This is a genomic window from Streptomyces sp. NPDC057963 (assembly GCF_042887155.1).
In the GTDB taxonomy this organism is placed as follows: Bacteria; Actinomycetota; Actinomycetes; order Streptomycetales; family Streptomycetaceae; genus Streptomyces.
The window spans coordinates 1-16,871 of record NZ_JBHVPX010000046.1; the positions used below are offsets into that span (position 1 = coordinate 1).

Consider the following 16,871-nt stretch of genomic DNA (forward strand, 5'->3'; position numbering starts at 1 on the left):
GCAACGGAAACGACCACGCGGACTGGGGTGACGCACGCTTCCACTGCGGTGGCTGAGACCGCAGGATGCGGGGTGGGTGCGCATGGCGAGCGGCCCCCCCCCCCCCCCCCCGTTTAGGGGGGGGGCCCCCCCCCCCGCCCCCCCACACCGGGGTTGTCCGGGCACCGCTCAGGGGGACGCATGCGGGACGGAGTACCGGGGCCGCTGCGGGCGGACGATCCGCGAGAGGTCTCCGGTTACGTCCTGCGGGGCCGGGTACGCGAGGGCGGGGCGGCCGCCGGACCCCCGGTGACCGCCCCGCCCTCGCGCTCTCCTACGCGTGCGTACGCAGCAACGTCCGCATCGTCCGCATGGCCACCGACAGATTCGCCAGGTCGAACGAGTCCGACCCCTGAATCTCCTCAAGCGTGGAGCGCGACCGGGTGAGGATCGCCGCGTTCTTCTCCTCCCACGCCTGGAAGCGCTCCTCCGGTGTCGAGGTCCCGTTGCCCACGGACAGCACATCCGCGGTGAGCGCGGCGTGCGCCGAGTACAGGTCCTCGCGGATGGACGCGCGGGCCATGGACTGCCAGCGGTCGGCCCGCGGCAGCTCGATGATCCGGTCCATCAGCTGGGTGATGCCCAGCCGGTCCGCGAGGTCGTAGTACACCTCGGCGACGGAGAGCGGGTCCTTGCCGGTGCGGTCCGCGATCGCCACGATGTCCAGCGTCGGGAAGGCGGAGGAGAACCCGGCGACCCGCTGGGCCAGCTCGCCCGGGACACCCGCCTCGGTGAGCTCGTCCAGGATCGACCGGTACCACTCCAGGTCGGCGCCCATCAGCATCTTGGGCAGCTGGGCCCAGACCTGCTCGACGCCCGCCTTGAAGAAGTCGATCGTCCCGGCGATCTCCAGCGGCTGCGGCCGGTTGCCGAGCAGCCAGCGCGAACCGCGCTCGACGAGCCGGCGCGAGTGCAGCCGGATCCTGGTCTGCACATCGGCGGCGACCTTGTTGTCGAGCGCCTCGACGGCGTCCCACACCTGGCCGAGGCCGAAGATCTCGCGGGCCGCGAACTGCGCCCGCACGACCTCCTCGATCGAGGCTCCGGTCTCTTCGCGCAGCCGGTGCAGGAAGGTCGAACCACCGCTGTTGACGGTGTCGTTGACCAGCACCGTGGTGATGATCTCGCGACGCAGCGCGTGCCCGTCGACCGCCTCGGGGAACTGCTCGCGCAGTTGCTGCGGGAAGTAGGCGTGCAGCAGCTTCTGCAGGTGCGGGTCGTCCGGCAGGCTGGTCCGGATCAGCTCCCGGGCCGCCGTGATCTTCGTGTAGGCGAGCAGCACGGCCAGTTCGGGCTGGCTGAGCCCCTTGCCGGCGTTCAGCAGTTCGCGGATCTGCCGGTCGGCGGGCAGGAACTCCAGCCCGCGGTCGAGGTCCCCGTCGCGGCCCAGTCGGCGCATGAAGCGCTGGTGGGCATGGAGCAGGGAGGGCGACTGGGCCGTGGCGTTGGAGAGCGCCACGTTCTGCGCGTAGTTGTTGCGCAGCACCAGACGGCCGATCTCGTCGGTCATCTCGGCGAGCAGCTTGTTGCGCTGCTTGACGGTCATGTCGCCGTCCCGGACCAGACCGTTGAGCAGGATCTTGATGTTCACCTCGTGGTCGGAGGTGTCCACACCGGCGCTGTTGTCGATCGCGTCGGTGTTGATCCGGCCGCCGCCCCGGGCGAACTCGATCCGGCCGAGCTGGGTGGCACCCAGGTTGCCGCCCTCGCCGACGACCTTGGCCCGCAGGTCCTGGCCGTTGACGCGGATCGCGTCGTTGGCCTTGTCGCCGACGTCCGCGTTCGACTCCGCGGAGGACTTGATGTACGTACCGATGCCGCCGTTCCACAGCAGGTCGACGCGGGCCTTGAGGATGGTCTGCATCAGATCGGCGGGCGTCATCTTGGTGACCCGGGACTCGATGCCGAGCGCCTCGCGGATGTGCGCGTTGATCGGGATGGACTTCGCGCTGCGCGGGTGGATTCCGCCGCCCGCGGAGAGCAGTTCCTTGTTGTAGTCGGCCCAGGAGCTGCGCGGCAGGTCGAAGAGGCGGCGCCGCTCGGCGTACGAGGTGGCGGCGTCCGGATCGGGGTCGATGAAGATGTGCCGGTGGTCGAAGGCGGCGACGAGGCGGATGTGCTCGGAGAGCAGCATGCCGTTGCCGAACACGTCGCCCGACATGTCACCGACGCCGACGACGGTGAAGTCCTCGGTCTGGGTGTCGTGGCCGAGCTCGCGGAAGTGCCGCTTCACGGATTCCCAGGCCCCGCGGGCGGTGATGCCCATGCCCTTGTGGTCGTACCCGGCGGAGCCGCCGGAGGCGAACGCGTCGCCGAGCCAGAAGCCGTACGAGACGGCGACCTCGTTGGCGATGTCGGAGAACTTCGCGGTGCCCTTGTCCGCGGCGACGACCAGGTAGGTGTCGTCCTCGTCGTGACGGACGACCTCCCTGGGCGGCACGACCTCGCCGGCCACCATGTTGTCGGTGATGTCGAGCAGCGCCGAGATGAAGGTGCGGTAGGAGGCGATGCCCTCGGCCATCCAGGCGTCGCGGTCGACGGCCGGGTCGGGGAGCTGCTTGGCGACGAAGCCGCCCTTGGCGCCGACCGGCACGATGACGGTGTTCTTCACCATCTGGGCCTTGACCAGGCCGAGGATCTCCGTACGGAAGTCCTCTCGCCGGTCCGACCAGCGCAGACCGCCTCGGGCGACCTTGCCGAAGCGCAGGTGCACGCCCTCGACACGCGGCGAGTACACCCAGATCTCGAACGCCGGACGGGGCGCCGGCAGATCCGGGATGGACTGCGGGTCGAACTTCATCGAGACGTAGCCGTGCGGCTTGCCGTCGTCCGACATCTGGAAGAAGTTGGTGCGCAGGGTGGCCTTGATGACGGTGAGGAAGGACCGCAGGATCCGGTCCTCGTCGAGCGAGGCGACCTGGTCCAGGGCCCCGTCCAGCTCTTCGAGGAGCCCGTCGGTCAGCTCGGTGCCGGCGCTCTGCCGGTCCGGGGACATCCGCGCCTCGAAGAGCGAGACCAGCAGCCGGGTGGTGTGGACGTTGTTGCGGAGAGTGCTCTCCATGTAGTCCTGGCTGAAGGTCGACCCGGCCTGGCGCAGGTACTTCGCGTAGGCGCGCAGCACCATCGCCTGCCGCCAGTTCAGCCCGGCGCCCAGCACGAGCGAGTTGAAGCCGTCGTTCTCGGCCTCACCGGTCCACACGGCCGCGAAGGCGCTCTGGAAGCGGTCGCGGGCATCGTCGGCGAGGTAGTTGCCGCTGCCGTTGGTCTGGGGCATCCGCAGACCGAAGTCGTAGATCCAGGCGTGCGTGCGGTCCGTGCAGCGCAGCTCGTACGGACGCTCGTCGACGACCTCGACACCGAGCCGCTGGAGCGCGGGGAGGACGGCGGAGAGGGAGACCTGCTCGCCGGTCCGGTAGATCTTGAAGCGGCGCTCGCCGGGGCCGGCGCCGACCGGCTCGTACAGGCTGAGGGCGAAGTCCTTCTCGTCCTTCTTGAGGGCTTCGAGGTGGACCAGGTCGGCCACGGCCGCGCGCGGCGTGTGGTCGGCCTTGTAGCCCTCGGGGAACGAGTGGCCGTACTGGCGCAGCAGCTCGGCGGCGCGCTCCTCGCCGCACTCGGCGCCCAGCGCCTCCTGGAAGCCGTCGGCCCAGGAGCGGGCGGCCTCGACGAGCCGCGCCTCGATGCGGTCGGCCTCGGCGTCGGTGAGGTCGGGCAGCTCGGTGCCGGGGGCGACCCGGACGACGAAGTGCAGCCGGGAGAGGATCGACTCGGTGTTCCAGGCGGTGAAGTCGACGCTGGTGCCGCCCAGTTCCTCCTTGAGGATGTCGATCAGGCGGAGCCGCACACCGGTGGTGTAGCGGTCGCGCGGCAGGTAGACGATCGCGGAGTAGTAGCGCCCGTATTCGTCCTGACGCAGGTAGAGCCGCAGCCGGCGGCGCTCCTGGAGGTACAGCACGGAGGTGACGACGGAGCGCAGCTGGTCGACGGGCGTCTGGAAGAGATCGTCGCGCGGGTACGTCTCCAGGATCTGGAGGAGGTCGCGGCCGTCGTGGCTCTTGGGCGAGAAGCCCGCGCCGTCCAGCACCTCGGCGACCTTGCGGCGGATGACGGGCACCCGGCGCACGGACTCGGTGTAGGCGGCGGACGAGAACAGCCCGAGGAAGCGGCGCTCACCGACGACGTTGCCGTCGGCGTCGAACTTCTTCACACCGACGTAGTCGAGGTAGCTGGGGCGGTGGACGGTCGCCCGGCTGTTCGCCTTGGTGAGGACGAGGAGCTTGCGCTCGCGGGCCTTGGCGCGGGCGTCGGCGGGCAGCCGGTCGAAGGACGGGCTGACGGGGTGCGCCTCGTCGACGCTGTGGTGCGGGTCGGAGCGCAGGATGCCGAGGCCGGTGCCGGGGACGGCGGCCAGCGCGTCGCTGTCCTTCAGCTCGTACTCGCGGTAGCCGAGGAAGGTGAAGTGGTCGGCGGCGAGCCAGCGCAGCAGTTCCCTGGCCTCGTTGACCTCCTCGTCGGCGAGGTCGTCGAGCGGCTCGCCGGGCAGGTCGTCGGCGATGCGCAGCGCGGCTTCGCGCATCTTCTCCCAGTCCTCGACGGTCTCCCGTACGTCGGACAGCACGCGGAGCAGATCGGCGGCGATCTGCTGGAGGTCGGAGCGGTCGGTCTCGCGGTCGATCTCGACGTGGATCCAGGACTCGACGAGCGCGTCGTGGGGCAGCTCGGCCGTGCCGCCCTTCTTGCCGTCCTTGGGGCTCGCCTGGATGCCGTTGCCCTCGGCGAGGACCTCGATGAGCTTGCCGGTGACGTCGCGGCGCACGACGACCTGCGGGTGGATCACGGCGTGGATGCCGCGCCCCTGCCGGGACAGCTCGTTGGTGACGGAGTCGACCAGGAACGGCATGTCGTCGGTGACGACCTCGACGACGGAGTGGCTGCACGTCCAGCCGTTCTCCTCGACGGTCGGGGTGTGCACCCGGACGTTCGCCGTGCCCTGCGGGCGGTTCTCCGCGAGCCGGTAGTGCGAGGAGGCCGCGCCGAAGACGTCAACGGGGTCGCGGCCCGCGATGTCCTCGGGAGCGGTGTGCAGGTAGTAGCGCTGGAGGTAGGCGAGGAGTACGTCCTGTCCTGGACGCTCCTGCCCGGCCCCGGTGCCGCCGGCTCCGGGGGCCGCAACACGCACCGGGTGGGTACCGCCCGGGCCGCCGACACCACCGCCCGGGCTGTTGTCAGCTACCTTGGCGGCCCGTGCGAGCAGCTCGGCCTTGGCTTCGTCCAGCTTGGTCTGCATGTCCTCTGGCTCCTGTCGCGCGCCGTTGCGTGACGTAGGTGTAAAAAACGACGTACCGCCACGACACGGGGTATCCGGTCTGAGTCGACGCTATGCCGCTATGAGAGATGCCCGGGACCATATTGGCCATTCTTGGCAGTCGGTCCTGGCTGTGAGGATCAGTGACGGCCCGGGTGCTGTCGCACTCCGGGCGCAGGCCGGGGGCTTCGCTGCCCCCGAGGCGTATCGCGCTGATCACGGGGTCCAGGCTATCTCGCCCGCCCCCGTAGCCGTCACGAGCCGTATGTGTACAAAAGATGGTCCCGAAGTTTGACACTCTGGACAGCGCGTCGGCCCGTCTTGCCGCACTCTGGTAGTCGGAACAGGCCGACGAACCGTGGGAGCCCCGCCATGGCACCGAAGATCCTGATCGTCACCGGCGACGCCGCCGAGTCCCTGGAAGTCCTCTATCCGTACCAGCGGCTGCGCGAGGAGGGATACGACGTCCACATCGCGGCGCCCGCCCGCAAGACGCTCCGCTTCGTGGTCCACGACTTCGAGCCCGGCTTCGACACGTACACCGAGAAGCCCGGCTACACCTGGCCCGCCGACCTGGCCTTCTCCGAGGTCGACGCCGGAGACTACGTGGCCCTGGTCGTCCCCGGCGGCCGGGCCCCGGAGTATCTGCGCAACGACGCGGAGCTGCGCAAGATCCTCAAGGCGTTCTTCGACTCGGACCGGCCGGTGGCCCAGATCTGCCACGGCCCGCTGATGACGGCGGCGGTCGGCGCGCTGGCCGGCCGGCACGTCACCGCGTACCCCGCGCTGGAGCTCGACATGCAGGCGGCGGGCGCCACCTTCGAGGACCACGAGGCGGTGGTCGACGGCACACTGATCTCGTCCCGCGCGTGGCCGGACCATTCGGCATGGATGCGCGAATTCCTGAAGGTGCTGCGTACCAAGGCTCCGGTGACCGCCTGACGGCGCCCGCAAGGGCCTTATCCAGCCATCCGCCCGGCGAGGTCGGCGGCCTCGGCGAGGCTGTCCACCACCGGCACCCCGGCCGATTCCAGGCTGGCCCTGCTGTGCGATCCACCGGTGTAGAGCACGGCCTTCGCACCGACGTGGGCGGCGGCCACGGCGTCGTCCACCGCGTCGCCGATGACCACGGTGCGTTCCGGGGATATCCCGTTCAGCGCGGCGATGTGGCGTTCCATGTGCCGCGCCTTGCTGCCGCCGGAGGGCCCGGTCCGCCCGTCGACCCGCAGGAAGTGCCGTTCGATGCCGTACCCCCGCACCACCGGGACCAGCTGGTCGTGGCCGTACATGCTCAGGAGGGACTGGCTGCCCCCGCCCAGCTGCCATTGGGAGAGGAGTTCCTCGGCCCCTTCGGTGAGCCCGCAGGCGGCCCGCTGCTCGGTGTAGTACCGGTGGAATATCCCGTCCATCCGCTCCCACTCGGCCTCCGTGGGCATCCGGCCCATCAACCGCTCGTAGAAGCGCGGGATGGGGATGCAGTACATCTCGCGGTACTGCTCCAGCGTGATCGGCTCCAGGCCGACCTCACCGAACGCGGCGTTCGTCGCGCCGACGACCGCGGTGTTGTCGTCGAGCAGTGTGCCGTTCCAGTCCCAGACCAGATGCGTGCGGTGCTTCCCATGCGTCCCCATGACGAAGAAAATACCCGCCGGGTACGACAGCGGTCGCGGCAACGGCTCGAAGAGCAAGGACGGCCGGGGCAGCCGGGCCGGAGTCGGAACCGGAGTCGGAACCGGAGCCAGGGCCGGAGTCGGAACCGGGGCCAGAGCCGGGGCCGGGGCAGCGAGGCAAGGGCAGTGAGACGGCGTCCGGCACCGCCGTCCCGCCCGCCCGCCTCATCCGATCAGGTTCGGGATCTCCTGGATGCCGAACCACAGCAGCTCGTGGTCCTCGGCGCCGTCCACGGTGAACTGCGCGTCGTCGTCACCGAGGTCCGCCGCGCCCAGCGCGGCCGCGGCGGCCGTGACGTCCTTCTCCGCGTCGTCGGCGTCGACGTGCACGGCGGCTGCCGCCGTCAGCGGTACGGAGGACGGGATCCGCACCTCGCCGAGCGCCGACGCGTCGAGGCTGCGGTCCGGATCCGCCACGGCCGCACCGTCCGGCACGTCGACGGCGAGGACGACCCGTCGGCGGGCCGCGTCGGGGTTCCCGGCGATCAGGCGCAGCGAGGCGGAGGCGGCCCGGTTGAGCGCCGCGTACTCCAGCTCCTCGATGTCGTCGGAGACGTACCACTCGCGCAGTCCGGGAGTCACCGCGTAGGCGGTCAGCGGACCGGCACCGATCTCGCCCGCCTGGTGCGCCGCTGCGAGACCGGGGAGCGTCAGGGGGACGTACACGCGCATGGCTGGCCGCTTTCGTAGTCGGAAACGCCCTCAGGATACGTGCGACGTCCCCCTTTGGGGTTACGTGCACCACTGCCGCCCCGTCCACCCGGCAACCGGCTGTCACCCTCCCCGCGCCTGCCTCGCGCCCCGCACCGCACCCGCCGCATCACCCGGATAGGTGATTCCCGGCGTTCGCTTCCGGCGCCTCACCGGCGCTTGCGGCCGCTCCGCTGTCACCGTAGAAGATCCCCAGCAGAAGTTACCGCCCGGTATTCGGCCGGGCCTCTGAAGCACGGGGGCGATGAGCGATGAGCACGAACAGGACCCGGCCCACCGGACGGCACGACGGGCGCAGGCCCGCGGCCGTACCACCGCAGCGCACGAGGACTCCCCGGCGCGTCCGCCCCCACCACTGGTTCGCCGAGCGCCTCCTGGCGGTTCTCAGCGGCCAGCGTCCGGTGCACTGGATGCTCGGACACACCATCGGCGAGGCCTACGACCAACTGGCTGAACTGGCCCCTCGCGCCCCGCTCAGGGCCCGCGGCGCCCGCCCCGTGATCCGCATGTGCCACGGCGCCCAGCCGGCCCCGGGGGTGGTGGAGGCGTGCGCCAGCATCGCGGCGGGCGAACAGGTGAGGGCCATGGCCTTCCGCCTGGAACAGGGCACAGACCTCCGCTGGCGCTGCGCGGCGGTGGAGCTGGGCGGCGAACGCCTGGAGACGGCACCCCGGTGAACTCCGCCGCCGACTCCGCGTGACCCCCGGGGCGGCACGCCCCGGCGCCCCCTCCGGCCGCCGCCCCTTCGGCGGCCGGAGGAGCGGGGGCCGGACAGATCGCCCGACACCGGCCGGATACCCCCGCACACAGCCGGATCACGGGACCGCCAGATGTTTCGGCCCGTCGGGCCGGGCGTGCCCGGGGTCCCGCCGGACCGCGTCAGGTCAAGGCGGTGTGCAGCGCCCGCAGCTCGGCCTCCTCGGCACCGTGCGCCAGGAGGTAGTCGGGCACGGACCCGTAGTGGCCGCGGATCCAGATCATGGCGTGGAGCAGGTGGGTCCGGGTGACCGGGCGGGTGCCGTGTCCGGCCTGCGGCACAGCCGAAGCCCCGGTGAGCCCCAGGGCGGTGTTCGAGCGGAGGAAGCCTTCCGTGATCTCCGCTTCGGAGGCGTTCAGCAGGGTCTGAAGGACAGCGGCGGTCACACCGGTGCGGTCCTTGCCCGAGGCGCAGTGGACGAGCGCGGGCAGGGCTCCAGGAACGATGAGCCGGCGGATGACCGCAACCGTCGAACGCCCGGCATGCTCGGCCATGGCGGGGTAGAGCTCCCGTTGCACCAGCACACCCCGGACCGGGCCGCCCGGGCTCCGGTCCCGCACGCCCCACGCCCACGCCCCGGACCAGGCCACCCCGGCCGGGCCCAAGAAAAGCCGGGGCCGAGCACCCGCAAGAGGTGCCCGGCCCCGGCCGAATCCGACCGCCGACGAAGACGCCGGCGACGCCACCGCTACTTCTTGCGGCGCCGCCCGCCCCCGCCGTTCTTCTGCGCCTTGCGCCGCTCCGCCCGAGTCAGCCCGTCCGTCTCCGACGCGCCTCCACCGTCACCGCTGGAGAAGTCGCCCTCGACGACCCCGCCCTCCCCGTCCACCGTGGGAGCGGAGAAGTGCAGCCGGTCCGGACGCTGCGGAGCATCGAGCCCCTTGGCCCGGATCTCCGGACGTGCCGCCGGCACGAGGTCTTCCTTGTCGAGCGAGGTCCGCTCGGCCTCGTCCTGCACCGGAACCTCCTCGACCTGCTGCTCGACCTGGACCTCCAGGTTGAACAGGTAGCCGACGGACTCCTCCTTGATGCCCTCCATCATGGCGTTGAACATGTCGAAGCCCTCCCGCTGGTACTCGACCAGCGGGTCCTTCTGCGCCATGGCACGCAGGCCGATGCCCTCCTGGAGATAGTCCATCTCGTAGAGGTGCTCACGCCACTTGCGGTCCAGGACGGACAGCACGACACGCCGTTCCAGCTCACGCATGATGTCCGAGCCGAGCTGCTTCTCGCGCGCCTCGTACTGCTCGTGGATGTCGTCCTTGATGGACTCACCGATGAACTCGGCGGTGATCCCCGCGCGGTCTCCGGCCGCCTCCTCCAGCTCCTCGACGGTGACCTTCACCGGGTAGAGCTGCTTGAACGCACCCCACAGCCGGTCCAGGTCCCACTCCTCGGCGAAGCCCTCGGCGGTCTCCTGACGGATGTAGTCGTCGATGGTGTCGTCCATGAAGTGGCGGATCTGGTCCTGCAGATCCTCGCCCTCCAGGACCCGGCGGCGCTCGCCGTAGATGACCTCGCGCTGTCGGTTGAGCACCTCGTCGTACTTCAGGACGTTCTTGCGCGTCTCGAAGTTCTGCTGCTCGACCTGCGACTGGGCCGACGCGATCGCCCTCGTCACCATCTTGTTCTCGATCGGCACATCGTCCGGCACGTTGGCCATCGACATGACGCGCTCGACCATCTGCGCCTTGAACAACCGCATCAGGTCGTCGCCGAGCGACAGGTAGAAGCGGGACTCGCCCGGGTCGCCCTGACGGCCGGAACGGCCGCGCAGCTGGTTGTCGATGCGCCGCGACTCGTGCCGCTCGGTGCCCAGGACGTAGAGCCCGCCGAGCTCCTTGACCTCCTCGAACTCCGCCTTCACGGCCTGCTCGGCCTTCTCCAGCGCGGCGGGCAGCGCCGCCGCCCACTCCTCGACGTGCTCGACCGGGTCGAGGCCGCGCTGGCGCAGCTCCGCCTCGGCGAGGTCGTCGGGGTTGCCGCCGAGCTTGATGTCGGTGCCTCGTCCGGCCATGTTCGTCGCGACCGTGACCGCGCCCTTGCGGCCGGCCTGGGCGACGATCGTCGCCTCACGGTCGTGCTGCTTGGCGTTGAGGACCTCGTGCTGCACACCGCGCTTGGAGAGCTGCTGCGAGAGGTACTCGGACTTCTCGACCGAGGTGGTGCCGACCAGGATCGGCTGGCCCTTCTCGTGCTTCTCGGCGATGTCGTCGACGACCGCCGCGAACTTCGCGACCTCGGTGCGGTAGATCAGGTCCGACTGGTCGGCACGGACCATCGGCCGGTTGGTCGGGATCGGCACCACACCGAGCTTGTAGATCTGGTGGAACTCGGCGGCCTCGGTCATCGCCGTACCGGTCATGCCGGAGAGCTTGCCGTAAAGGCGGAAGAAGTTCTGCAGGGTGATCGTGGCGAGCGTCTGGTTCTCGTCCTTGATGTCCACCCCTTCCTTCGCCTCGATCGCCTGGTGCATGCCCTCGTTGTAGCGGCGGCCGGCGAGGATACGGCCGGTGTGCTCGTCGACGATCATGACTTCGCCGTCGATGACGACGTAGTCCTTGTCCTTCTTGAAGAGTTCCTTGGCCTTGATGGCGTTGTTGAGGTACCCGACGAGGGGGGTGTTCACCGACTCGTAGAGGTTCTCGATGCCGAGCCAGTCCTCGACCTTCGAGACTCCGGGCTCGTGGATGGCGACGGTCCGCTTCTTCTCGTCGACCTCGTAGTCGCCGGTCTCCTCGATGCCCTTGAGCGGGTTGCCCGCCTCGCCCTTGGCCAGACGCGTGACCAGCTTGGCGAAGTCGCCGTACCACTTGGTGGCCTGGTCGGCCGGGCCGGAGATGATCAGCGGCGTACGGGCCTCGTCGACGAGGATCGAGTCGACCTCGTCGACCACCGCGAAGTTGTGCCCGCGCTGGACGAGCTCGTCCGCGGACCACGCCATGTTGTCGCGGAGGTAGTCGAAGCCGAATTCGTTGTTCGTGCCGTACGTGATGTCACAGGCGTACTGCTCACGGCGCTGGGCCGGCGTCATGTTGGCGATGATGCAGCCGACGGACAGGCCCAGGAACTTGTGGACCCGGCCCATCATCTCGGAGTCGCGCTCGGCCAGATAGTCATTGACCGTGATCAGGTGCACGCCCTTGCCGGAGAGCGCGTTGAGATACGCCGGCAGGGTGCCGACCAGGGTCTTGCCCTCGCCGGTCTTCATCTCGGCCACATAGCCGAGGTGCAGGGCTGCGCCGCCCATCATCTGGACGTCGTAGTGTCGCTGTCCGAGGACCCGCTTGGCGGCCTCACGGACGGTCGCGAATGCTTCGGGGAGCAGGTCGTCCAGGCTCTCGCCGTCCGCGTACCGTTCCTTGTACTCGTCGGTGAGCGCCCGCAGCTCGGCGTCGGAGAGGTTGACGAAGTCCTCTTCGATGGAGCTGACCTGGTCCGCGATGCGGTGCAGTTTGCGCAGGATCTTGCCTTCGCCTGCACGCATGAGCTTGTTGAAGACGGACACTGAGGCTGGTCTCCTTGCCGGTCGGGCCTGGCACTGGGTCGTGTTAAGGACTCTGGCGCGGGCACGGCAGGTGGGCCCCACCGCAACGGCCATCGTAAGCGAGGACCCCGCCGCGCCGGGAGGGCTGCCGCCGCGTGGGCTCCACCCGTCCCTTCCCAGTCAACGGCCGGGGAGTGCCGAAGGTGCCGGGAAGTCCGAAAAGTGTTCGCTTCTCAACCGGCGCCTCACCAGAATCCGTACATGGAGCCGATCACCCTCACCACCGAGCGTCTGCTGCTGCGCCCCTTCACGAGCGGCGACACGGACGGGATCCTCGCCGCCTGCCAGGACCCGGACATCCAGCGCTGGACGGTCGTGCCCTCCCCGTACGGGCGCGCCGACGCCGAGTTCTTCACGGAGAAGCTGTCCCCCGGCGGCTGGGACGACGACTCCATGTACAACTTCGCGGTCGTCCTGCGCGAGAGCGGGGCCCTGGCGGGCGCGCTCGGCATCAATCGCCGCAATCTTCCGGGCACGTACGAGGTGGGCTTCTGGACCGCCGCCGAGCACCGGGGCCGCGGCTACACGGCGGAGGCGGTGCTGTGCGCCGCCCGCTGGACCTTCGCCTCGCTCGGCGGCGACCGGCTGGAATGGCGGGCCGAGGTCGGCAACGTCCCCTCGCGTGCCGTGGCGCTGCGGACGGGATTCCGGATGGAGGGCGAGCAACGCTCGGCACTGCTCAACAAGGGCGTACGACGCGACACCTGGATCGGCGCGCTGCTCCCGTCCGACCTCGGTCTGCCGGGCACCTGCGCGTATCTGCCCGCGGCCACCTGACTCCCGGCCGCCCGCCGCCCGGCGGCGCCTGCGCGGTCACCGGTCGGTGAACTCCCCGACCGGCTGTCGGTGCCGCCGTCTAGGGTGCGGGGCATGACGTCTGTGCCGCCTCCCGCCGCCGAACTCTCCGCCGACCAGGCGCGCCGGATAGCCCTGCGCGCCCAGGGCTTCCTGGGCGCTCCGGACCGCCGGGCCGGTGTTCCGGGGGTGCTGCGGCATCTCGGCGCCGTCCAGCTCGACACGATCTCGGTGCTCGCGCGTTCGCACGAACTGATTCCGTACGCGCGCCTGGGCGCGGTCGGCCGGCGCACGGTCGAGGAGGCGTACTGGTCGGGCGGCCGCACCTTCGAATACTGGTCGCACGCGGCCTGCATCCTGCCGGTCGAGGAGTGGCCGCACTTCGCGTTCCGCCGTCGCGCCTACCGCTCGCGCCCCCACTGGCATCACGACCTGCCGGACGGCGCCTACGAGACGGTGATCAAGCAGTTGCGCACCGAGGGTCCGCTGACGGCTACGGAGCTGGGCGGTGCGAAGAACGGCGGGGAGTGGTGGGACTGGTCGGAGTCGAAGGTCGCCGTCGAACGCGCCCTGATGTACGGCGAGGTGGTGTGCACCGAGCGGCGCAGCTGGAAGCGGGTGTACGACCTCGCCGAGCGCGCCCTGCCCGACGCCGTGCTGCACGACGATCTGGACGACGCGGAGTGCCTGCGCCGGCTGGTCGCGCTCGCGGGGCAGTCCCTGGGCGTCGGCACCCGCGCGGACATCGCGGACTACCACCGGCTCAGGGGCGAGCAGTTCGACGCGGTCGTGGCGGACTCCGGCCTGGTACCGGTGACGGTGCAGGGGTGGTCGAAGCCGGCCTGGGCGGACCCGGCGGCGCTGGCCTCGGAGCCGCGCGGGCGGCATCGTACGACTCTGCTGTCACCGTTCGACTCACTGGTCTGGGAGCGGGCACGCACCGAGCGGATTTTCGGATTCGCCCACCGGCTGGAGGCCTACGTCCCCAAGCCCAAGCGGATACACGGCTACTTCGCGATGCCGTTGCTGACGGGCGGAAAGCTGCAGGGCCGCGTCGACCCGGCGCGCGAGGGCAGCACACTGGTCGCCCGGCAGGTGTCCCTGGAGAGCGGGAAGGCCGTGGCGCCGATGGCCGAGGCCCTGGTGGAGGCGGCGTCCTGGGTCGGCTGTACGGATGTCCGGCTGGAACGGGTCGACGCACCGGATCTGCGCGGGCCACTCGCTCAGGAAATCGCCCGCGCTCTGGCGTGACCGCGCATTACCCTCTCTTTACCCGGCGGAACCACCCGGCGGCACCACCCGGCGCCGTCACCCCGTCCGGCCCGTTCGGCCCCGTCGCAGGGCTGGTCACCTGATCTCCAGGATCTTCTCCCGCATCGCATAGACCACGGCTTCCATCCTGGAGTGCAGCTGCAACTTCTCCAGAATGTTGCGGACATGGTTCTTCACGGTGTTCTCGGAAATGAACAGTTCCTTCGCGATATCGCGATTGTTCATGCCCGTTGCGACGAGTTTCAGGACCTCGAGTTCCCGGTCGGTGAGCCGCGGCGCGGGCACCAGCCTGCGTTCGTCGGTCCGCTGGATCATCGACTTGAACTCGGTGAGCAGTTTGGACGCCATGGAGGGGCTGATCTGGGACTGCCCGTCGGCGACCGCGCGAATCGCCGTCGCCACCTCGTCCGTGGAGATCTCCTTGAGGAGGTACCCGGTGGCGCCCGCCTTGATCGCGTCGTAGAGGTCGGCCTCCTCGTCGCTGATCGTCAGCATGATGATCTTCGCGCTGGGGGCCACCTCCTTGATCGACGTGCAGGCCTCGATACCACCGCGCTTGGGCATCCGGACGTCCATCAGCACGATGTCCGGCAGCAGATCGGCCGCCTTGTCGACCGCCTCCGCCCCGTCGCCCGCCTCGCCGACGACCTGGATGTCCTCCTCCTGGGCGAGGACGATCTCCAGACCTCTGCGGAAGAGCGCGTGGTCGTCCACCACGAGGACCCGGATCGGCTCCTTGCCGGAGCCGCCGTCCGTGCCCGCACCGGTGGTGTCGTCGGCATCATTCGCATCGCGCACGGGCCCGAAGGTGTCCGCCATCGTTCCTCCCCCTGAAGGCCACGGCCTGAAGTTCGCAAACGGTCCGCCAACGGCTGTTCGCAGAACACCGGTTGGCTTGGGACGACATGATTTCATGCCTGGACGCCGAAGCGGTGATCCCAGGGCCGCACGCGGGTGCCCCTGGGGGCGCACAGGCGCTCCAGGGGCACCACGGAAGGGTGACGTCAGCCGCCGAGCGCACCGCCCGCGCCGCCCGCCTCGTCGGCGGCCAGCGGATCGGTCCTCAGGTGGATGACACCGTAGTCATAGGCATGCCGCCGGTAGACGACACTGGGTTCCTTCGTCTCGGAGTCGACGAACAGATAGAAGTCGTGCCCGACCAGCTCCATCTCGTAGAGCGCTTGATCGAGCGCCATCGGTGCGGCGACGTGCGTCTTCTCACGCATCACCAGCGGACCCTCGCCCTGTACCTCCAGCGAGCCGAACCTGGTGGTGGGCACGGACTCGGACGTCTCGCTGCCGACCAGATCCCCCTCGCCGTTGAACGACGCCGCGCCCGGCACGGTCTCGGCGACTTCGGCAGCGGGAATCCGGCCGTTGCCGCGGCGGCTGTAGCGCTTGTCGTGCTGCTTGCGCAGCCGCGCCTCCAACTTGCCGGTGGCCAGGTCCAGCGCTGCGTACGGGTCGCCGGCGGCTGCTTCCGCCCGGATGACCGGCCCCCGCGAGCGGAGCGTGATCTCCACCCGGTCGGAACGGTCGGCCTGACGGGGGTTCGGCTCCTTGGACACCTCGACGTCGAGGCTGATCACCTTGCCGTCGAACTTCTGGATCTTGTCCAGCTTCAGCTTCTCGGCCACGTGCTTGCGGAACCGCTCGGGCACCTCGGTCTTGCGGCCCTTGACGACGATGTCCACGCAGAACTCCGTTCCCGGATCGCTCCGCTCAGCGGCGGAGCATCTCCCTTTTGCACCAGGCTCCGGTCATGACCGGAGCCGCGGACTCGGTGACTTCCACCTCCTCCTCCCCCATCGACAGGGCCTCCACCCCACCGAATTCTCTGTCTCTGGCTACCGGTGGGTTACCTGCCCGAAAGCTGGCGGTGCATTCCTCGAGGTCCGGCATTCACCATTCCTCACAACCGAACATAGCCTGCCTGGCCGGATGTCGGCACCCGCTACTCGCACGTACCTCCGTTCAGGTCTTTTTACCCACTCACTACCTGCAACGATGCAGGTTCACTGGCAGTTCCGGTTTATTTCGAAGGCCGAGGGAGAAACGGCGACAACGGCTGCCTGCCCGCCGCCGGATGCGTCCGCGGTGCGCCCGCCCGCCGCACCGATCGCCCGAGCCGCCTCGGCCAGCGAGGCACCGGTCGTCAGAAGGTCGTCCACCAGCACCACCCGTCCGGCCGCAAGCAGCCGTTCACCCCCGGCCACGACGTCCAGCGCCCCCGCGAGGTTCGCGTGCCGCTGCCGGGCCCCGAGCCCCGCCTGATCGGCCACCGGTCGCCGCTGCCGGAGCACCCCGGCCACCCGGGCCCGGATGCCACCGCGCCGCAGTTCGCCGGCGGCGGCCAGCGCGATCCGGCGCGTCGGATCGTGCCCCCGCGCCGCCACGGCCCGCCGCGCCGACGGCACGGGCACGAGCAGCAGCGGGCCGACAGGACCCACCTGCCCCGTCCCGGCCCGTACAGCCCCCGCCAGCGCCTTCCCGAGCGCCCCGGTCAATCCCAGTGCGCCTCGCTCCTTGTGGGCCAGGAGCACCGCGCGTACGGCGTTCTCGTACGCCGCGGCCGCATGCACCACCGGCAGGCCGACGGGCTCCGGCACGGGCCTCACCCTGCGCGGCACCCCGCCGGACAACTCCGCACGGCATTCCTCGCACAGCTCCACCCGCGGCCTGCCGCAGCCGCCGCAGGACACCGGAAGGACCAGTCCGGAGATCTCCCGCCACCACCCCCGCATGACTCCACTGTGCACTCCCCGAAGGGACCCG

At 70.1% G+C, this 16,871-nt stretch carries 12 protein-coding genes; 4 read left to right on the top strand and 8 right to left on the bottom strand.

Features of this window, described 5'->3' with window-relative positions:
- Nucleotides 1-313: 313 nt before the first annotated feature.
- Nucleotides 314-5,326, bottom strand: a complete 5,013-nt coding sequence (locus tag ACFVT1_RS39940; protein ID WP_389805445.1) for an NAD-glutamate dehydrogenase — start codon at nt 5,324-5,326, stop codon at nt 314-316.
- Between the two features lie 390 nt (nt 5,327-5,716).
- Here ACFVT1_RS39940 and ACFVT1_RS39945 point away from each other — a divergent pair, with 390 nt between their 5' ends.
- Nucleotides 5,717-6,286: a DJ-1/PfpI family protein gene (locus ACFVT1_RS39945; protein ID WP_351085319.1), complete on the top strand. Its 570-nt coding sequence runs from the start codon at nt 5,717-5,719 to the stop codon at nt 6,284-6,286.
- Between the two features lie 17 nt (nt 6,287-6,303).
- On the opposite strand, the gene ACFVT1_RS39950 is transcribed toward ACFVT1_RS39945, so the two are convergent.
- Nucleotides 6,304-6,975, bottom strand: coding sequence for an HAD family hydrolase (locus ACFVT1_RS39950; RefSeq protein WP_389805447.1), 672 nt, complete (start codon nt 6,973-6,975; stop codon nt 6,304-6,306).
- 204 nt (nt 6,976-7,179) lie between these two features.
- Nucleotides 7,180-7,686: a DUF6912 family protein gene (locus ACFVT1_RS39955; protein WP_389805449.1), complete on the bottom strand. Its 507-nt coding sequence runs from the start codon at nt 7,684-7,686 to the stop codon at nt 7,180-7,182.
- A gap of 290 nt (nt 7,687-7,976) precedes the next feature.
- Here ACFVT1_RS39955 and ACFVT1_RS39960 point away from each other — a divergent pair, with 290 nt between their 5' ends.
- Complete coding sequence (locus ACFVT1_RS39960; protein ID WP_389805452.1) at nt 7,977-8,402, top strand: Rv3235 family protein; 426 nt, start codon at nt 7,977-7,979, stop codon at nt 8,400-8,402.
- A 202-nt stretch (nt 8,403-8,604) separates the two neighbouring features.
- On the opposite strand, the gene ACFVT1_RS39965 is transcribed toward ACFVT1_RS39960, so the two are convergent.
- On the bottom strand, nt 8,605-9,000 hold the full coding sequence (locus tag ACFVT1_RS39965; protein WP_389805456.1) for a tyrosine-protein phosphatase: 396 nt from the start codon (nt 8,998-9,000) through the stop codon (nt 8,605-8,607).
- A 170-nt stretch (nt 9,001-9,170) separates the two neighbouring features.
- Nucleotides 9,171-11,990 carry a preprotein translocase subunit SecA gene (secA, locus tag ACFVT1_RS39970; RefSeq protein WP_389805458.1) on the bottom strand — a complete coding sequence of 940 codons (2,820 nt, stop codon included), beginning with the start codon at nt 11,988-11,990 and terminating at the stop codon, nt 9,171-9,173.
- A gap of 240 nt (nt 11,991-12,230) precedes the next feature.
- On the opposite strand from secA, the gene ACFVT1_RS39975 reads away from it, so the two are divergent.
- Together ACFVT1_RS39975 and ACFVT1_RS39980 are read left to right on the top strand one after the other, a co-directional pair.
- Complete coding sequence (locus ACFVT1_RS39975) at nt 12,231-12,806, top strand: GNAT family N-acetyltransferase (protein WP_389805461.1); 576 nt, start codon at nt 12,231-12,233, stop codon at nt 12,804-12,806.
- 93 nt (nt 12,807-12,899) lie between these two features.
- Nucleotides 12,900-14,075 (top strand): winged helix-turn-helix domain-containing protein, encoded by a 1,176-nt coding sequence (locus tag ACFVT1_RS39980; protein ID WP_389805464.1) that lies wholly within the window; start codon nt 12,900-12,902, stop codon nt 14,073-14,075.
- Nucleotides 14,076-14,171: 96 nt separating this feature from the next.
- On the opposite strand, the gene ACFVT1_RS39985 is transcribed toward ACFVT1_RS39980, so the two are convergent.
- The 3 genes from ACFVT1_RS39985 to ACFVT1_RS39995 form a co-directional block, all read right to left on the bottom strand.
- Complete coding sequence (locus ACFVT1_RS39985) at nt 14,172-14,915, bottom strand: response regulator (RefSeq protein WP_389805465.1); 744 nt, start codon at nt 14,913-14,915, stop codon at nt 14,172-14,174.
- Between the two features lie 185 nt (nt 14,916-15,100).
- Nucleotides 15,101-15,790 carry a ribosome hibernation-promoting factor, HPF/YfiA family gene (hpf, locus tag ACFVT1_RS39990; protein ID WP_362209358.1) on the bottom strand — a complete coding sequence of 230 codons (690 nt, stop codon included), beginning with the start codon at nt 15,788-15,790 and terminating at the stop codon, nt 15,101-15,103.
- Between the two features lie 321 nt (nt 15,791-16,111).
- Nucleotides 16,112-16,840: a ComF family protein gene (locus tag ACFVT1_RS39995; protein ID WP_389805468.1), complete on the bottom strand. Its 729-nt coding sequence runs from the start codon at nt 16,838-16,840 to the stop codon at nt 16,112-16,114.
- Between the last annotated feature and the right edge of the window lie 31 nt (nt 16,841-16,871).

What these genes read in the sequence shown, in the direction of transcription:
- ACFVT1_RS39940 (WP_389805445.1), bottom strand. Translation starts at nt 5,326, where the DNA reads ATGCAGACCAAGCTGGACGAAGCCAAGGCCGAGCTGCTCGCACGGGCC.
- ACFVT1_RS39945 (WP_351085319.1), top strand. Translation starts at nt 5,717, where the DNA reads ATGGCACCGAAGATCCTGATCGTCACCGGCGACGCCGCCGAGTCCCTG.
- ACFVT1_RS39950 (WP_389805447.1), bottom strand. Translation starts at nt 6,975, where the DNA reads ATGGGGACGCATGGGAAGCACCGCACGCATCTGGTCTGGGACTGGAAC.
- ACFVT1_RS39955 (WP_389805449.1), bottom strand. Translation starts at nt 7,686, where the DNA reads ATGCGCGTGTACGTCCCCCTGACGCTCCCCGGTCTCGCAGCGGCGCAC.
- ACFVT1_RS39960 (WP_389805452.1), top strand. Translation starts at nt 7,977, where the DNA reads ATGAGCACGAACAGGACCCGGCCCACCGGACGGCACGACGGGCGCAGG.
- ACFVT1_RS39975 (WP_389805461.1), top strand. Translation starts at nt 12,231, where the DNA reads ATGGAGCCGATCACCCTCACCACCGAGCGTCTGCTGCTGCGCCCCTTC.
- ACFVT1_RS39980 (WP_389805464.1), top strand. Translation starts at nt 12,900, where the DNA reads ATGACGTCTGTGCCGCCTCCCGCCGCCGAACTCTCCGCCGACCAGGCG.
- ACFVT1_RS39985 (WP_389805465.1), bottom strand. Translation starts at nt 14,915, where the DNA reads ATGGCGGACACCTTCGGGCCCGTGCGCGATGCGAATGATGCCGACGAC.
- ACFVT1_RS39995 (WP_389805468.1), bottom strand. Translation starts at nt 16,840, where the DNA reads ATGCGGGGGTGGTGGCGGGAGATCTCCGGACTGGTCCTTCCGGTGTCC.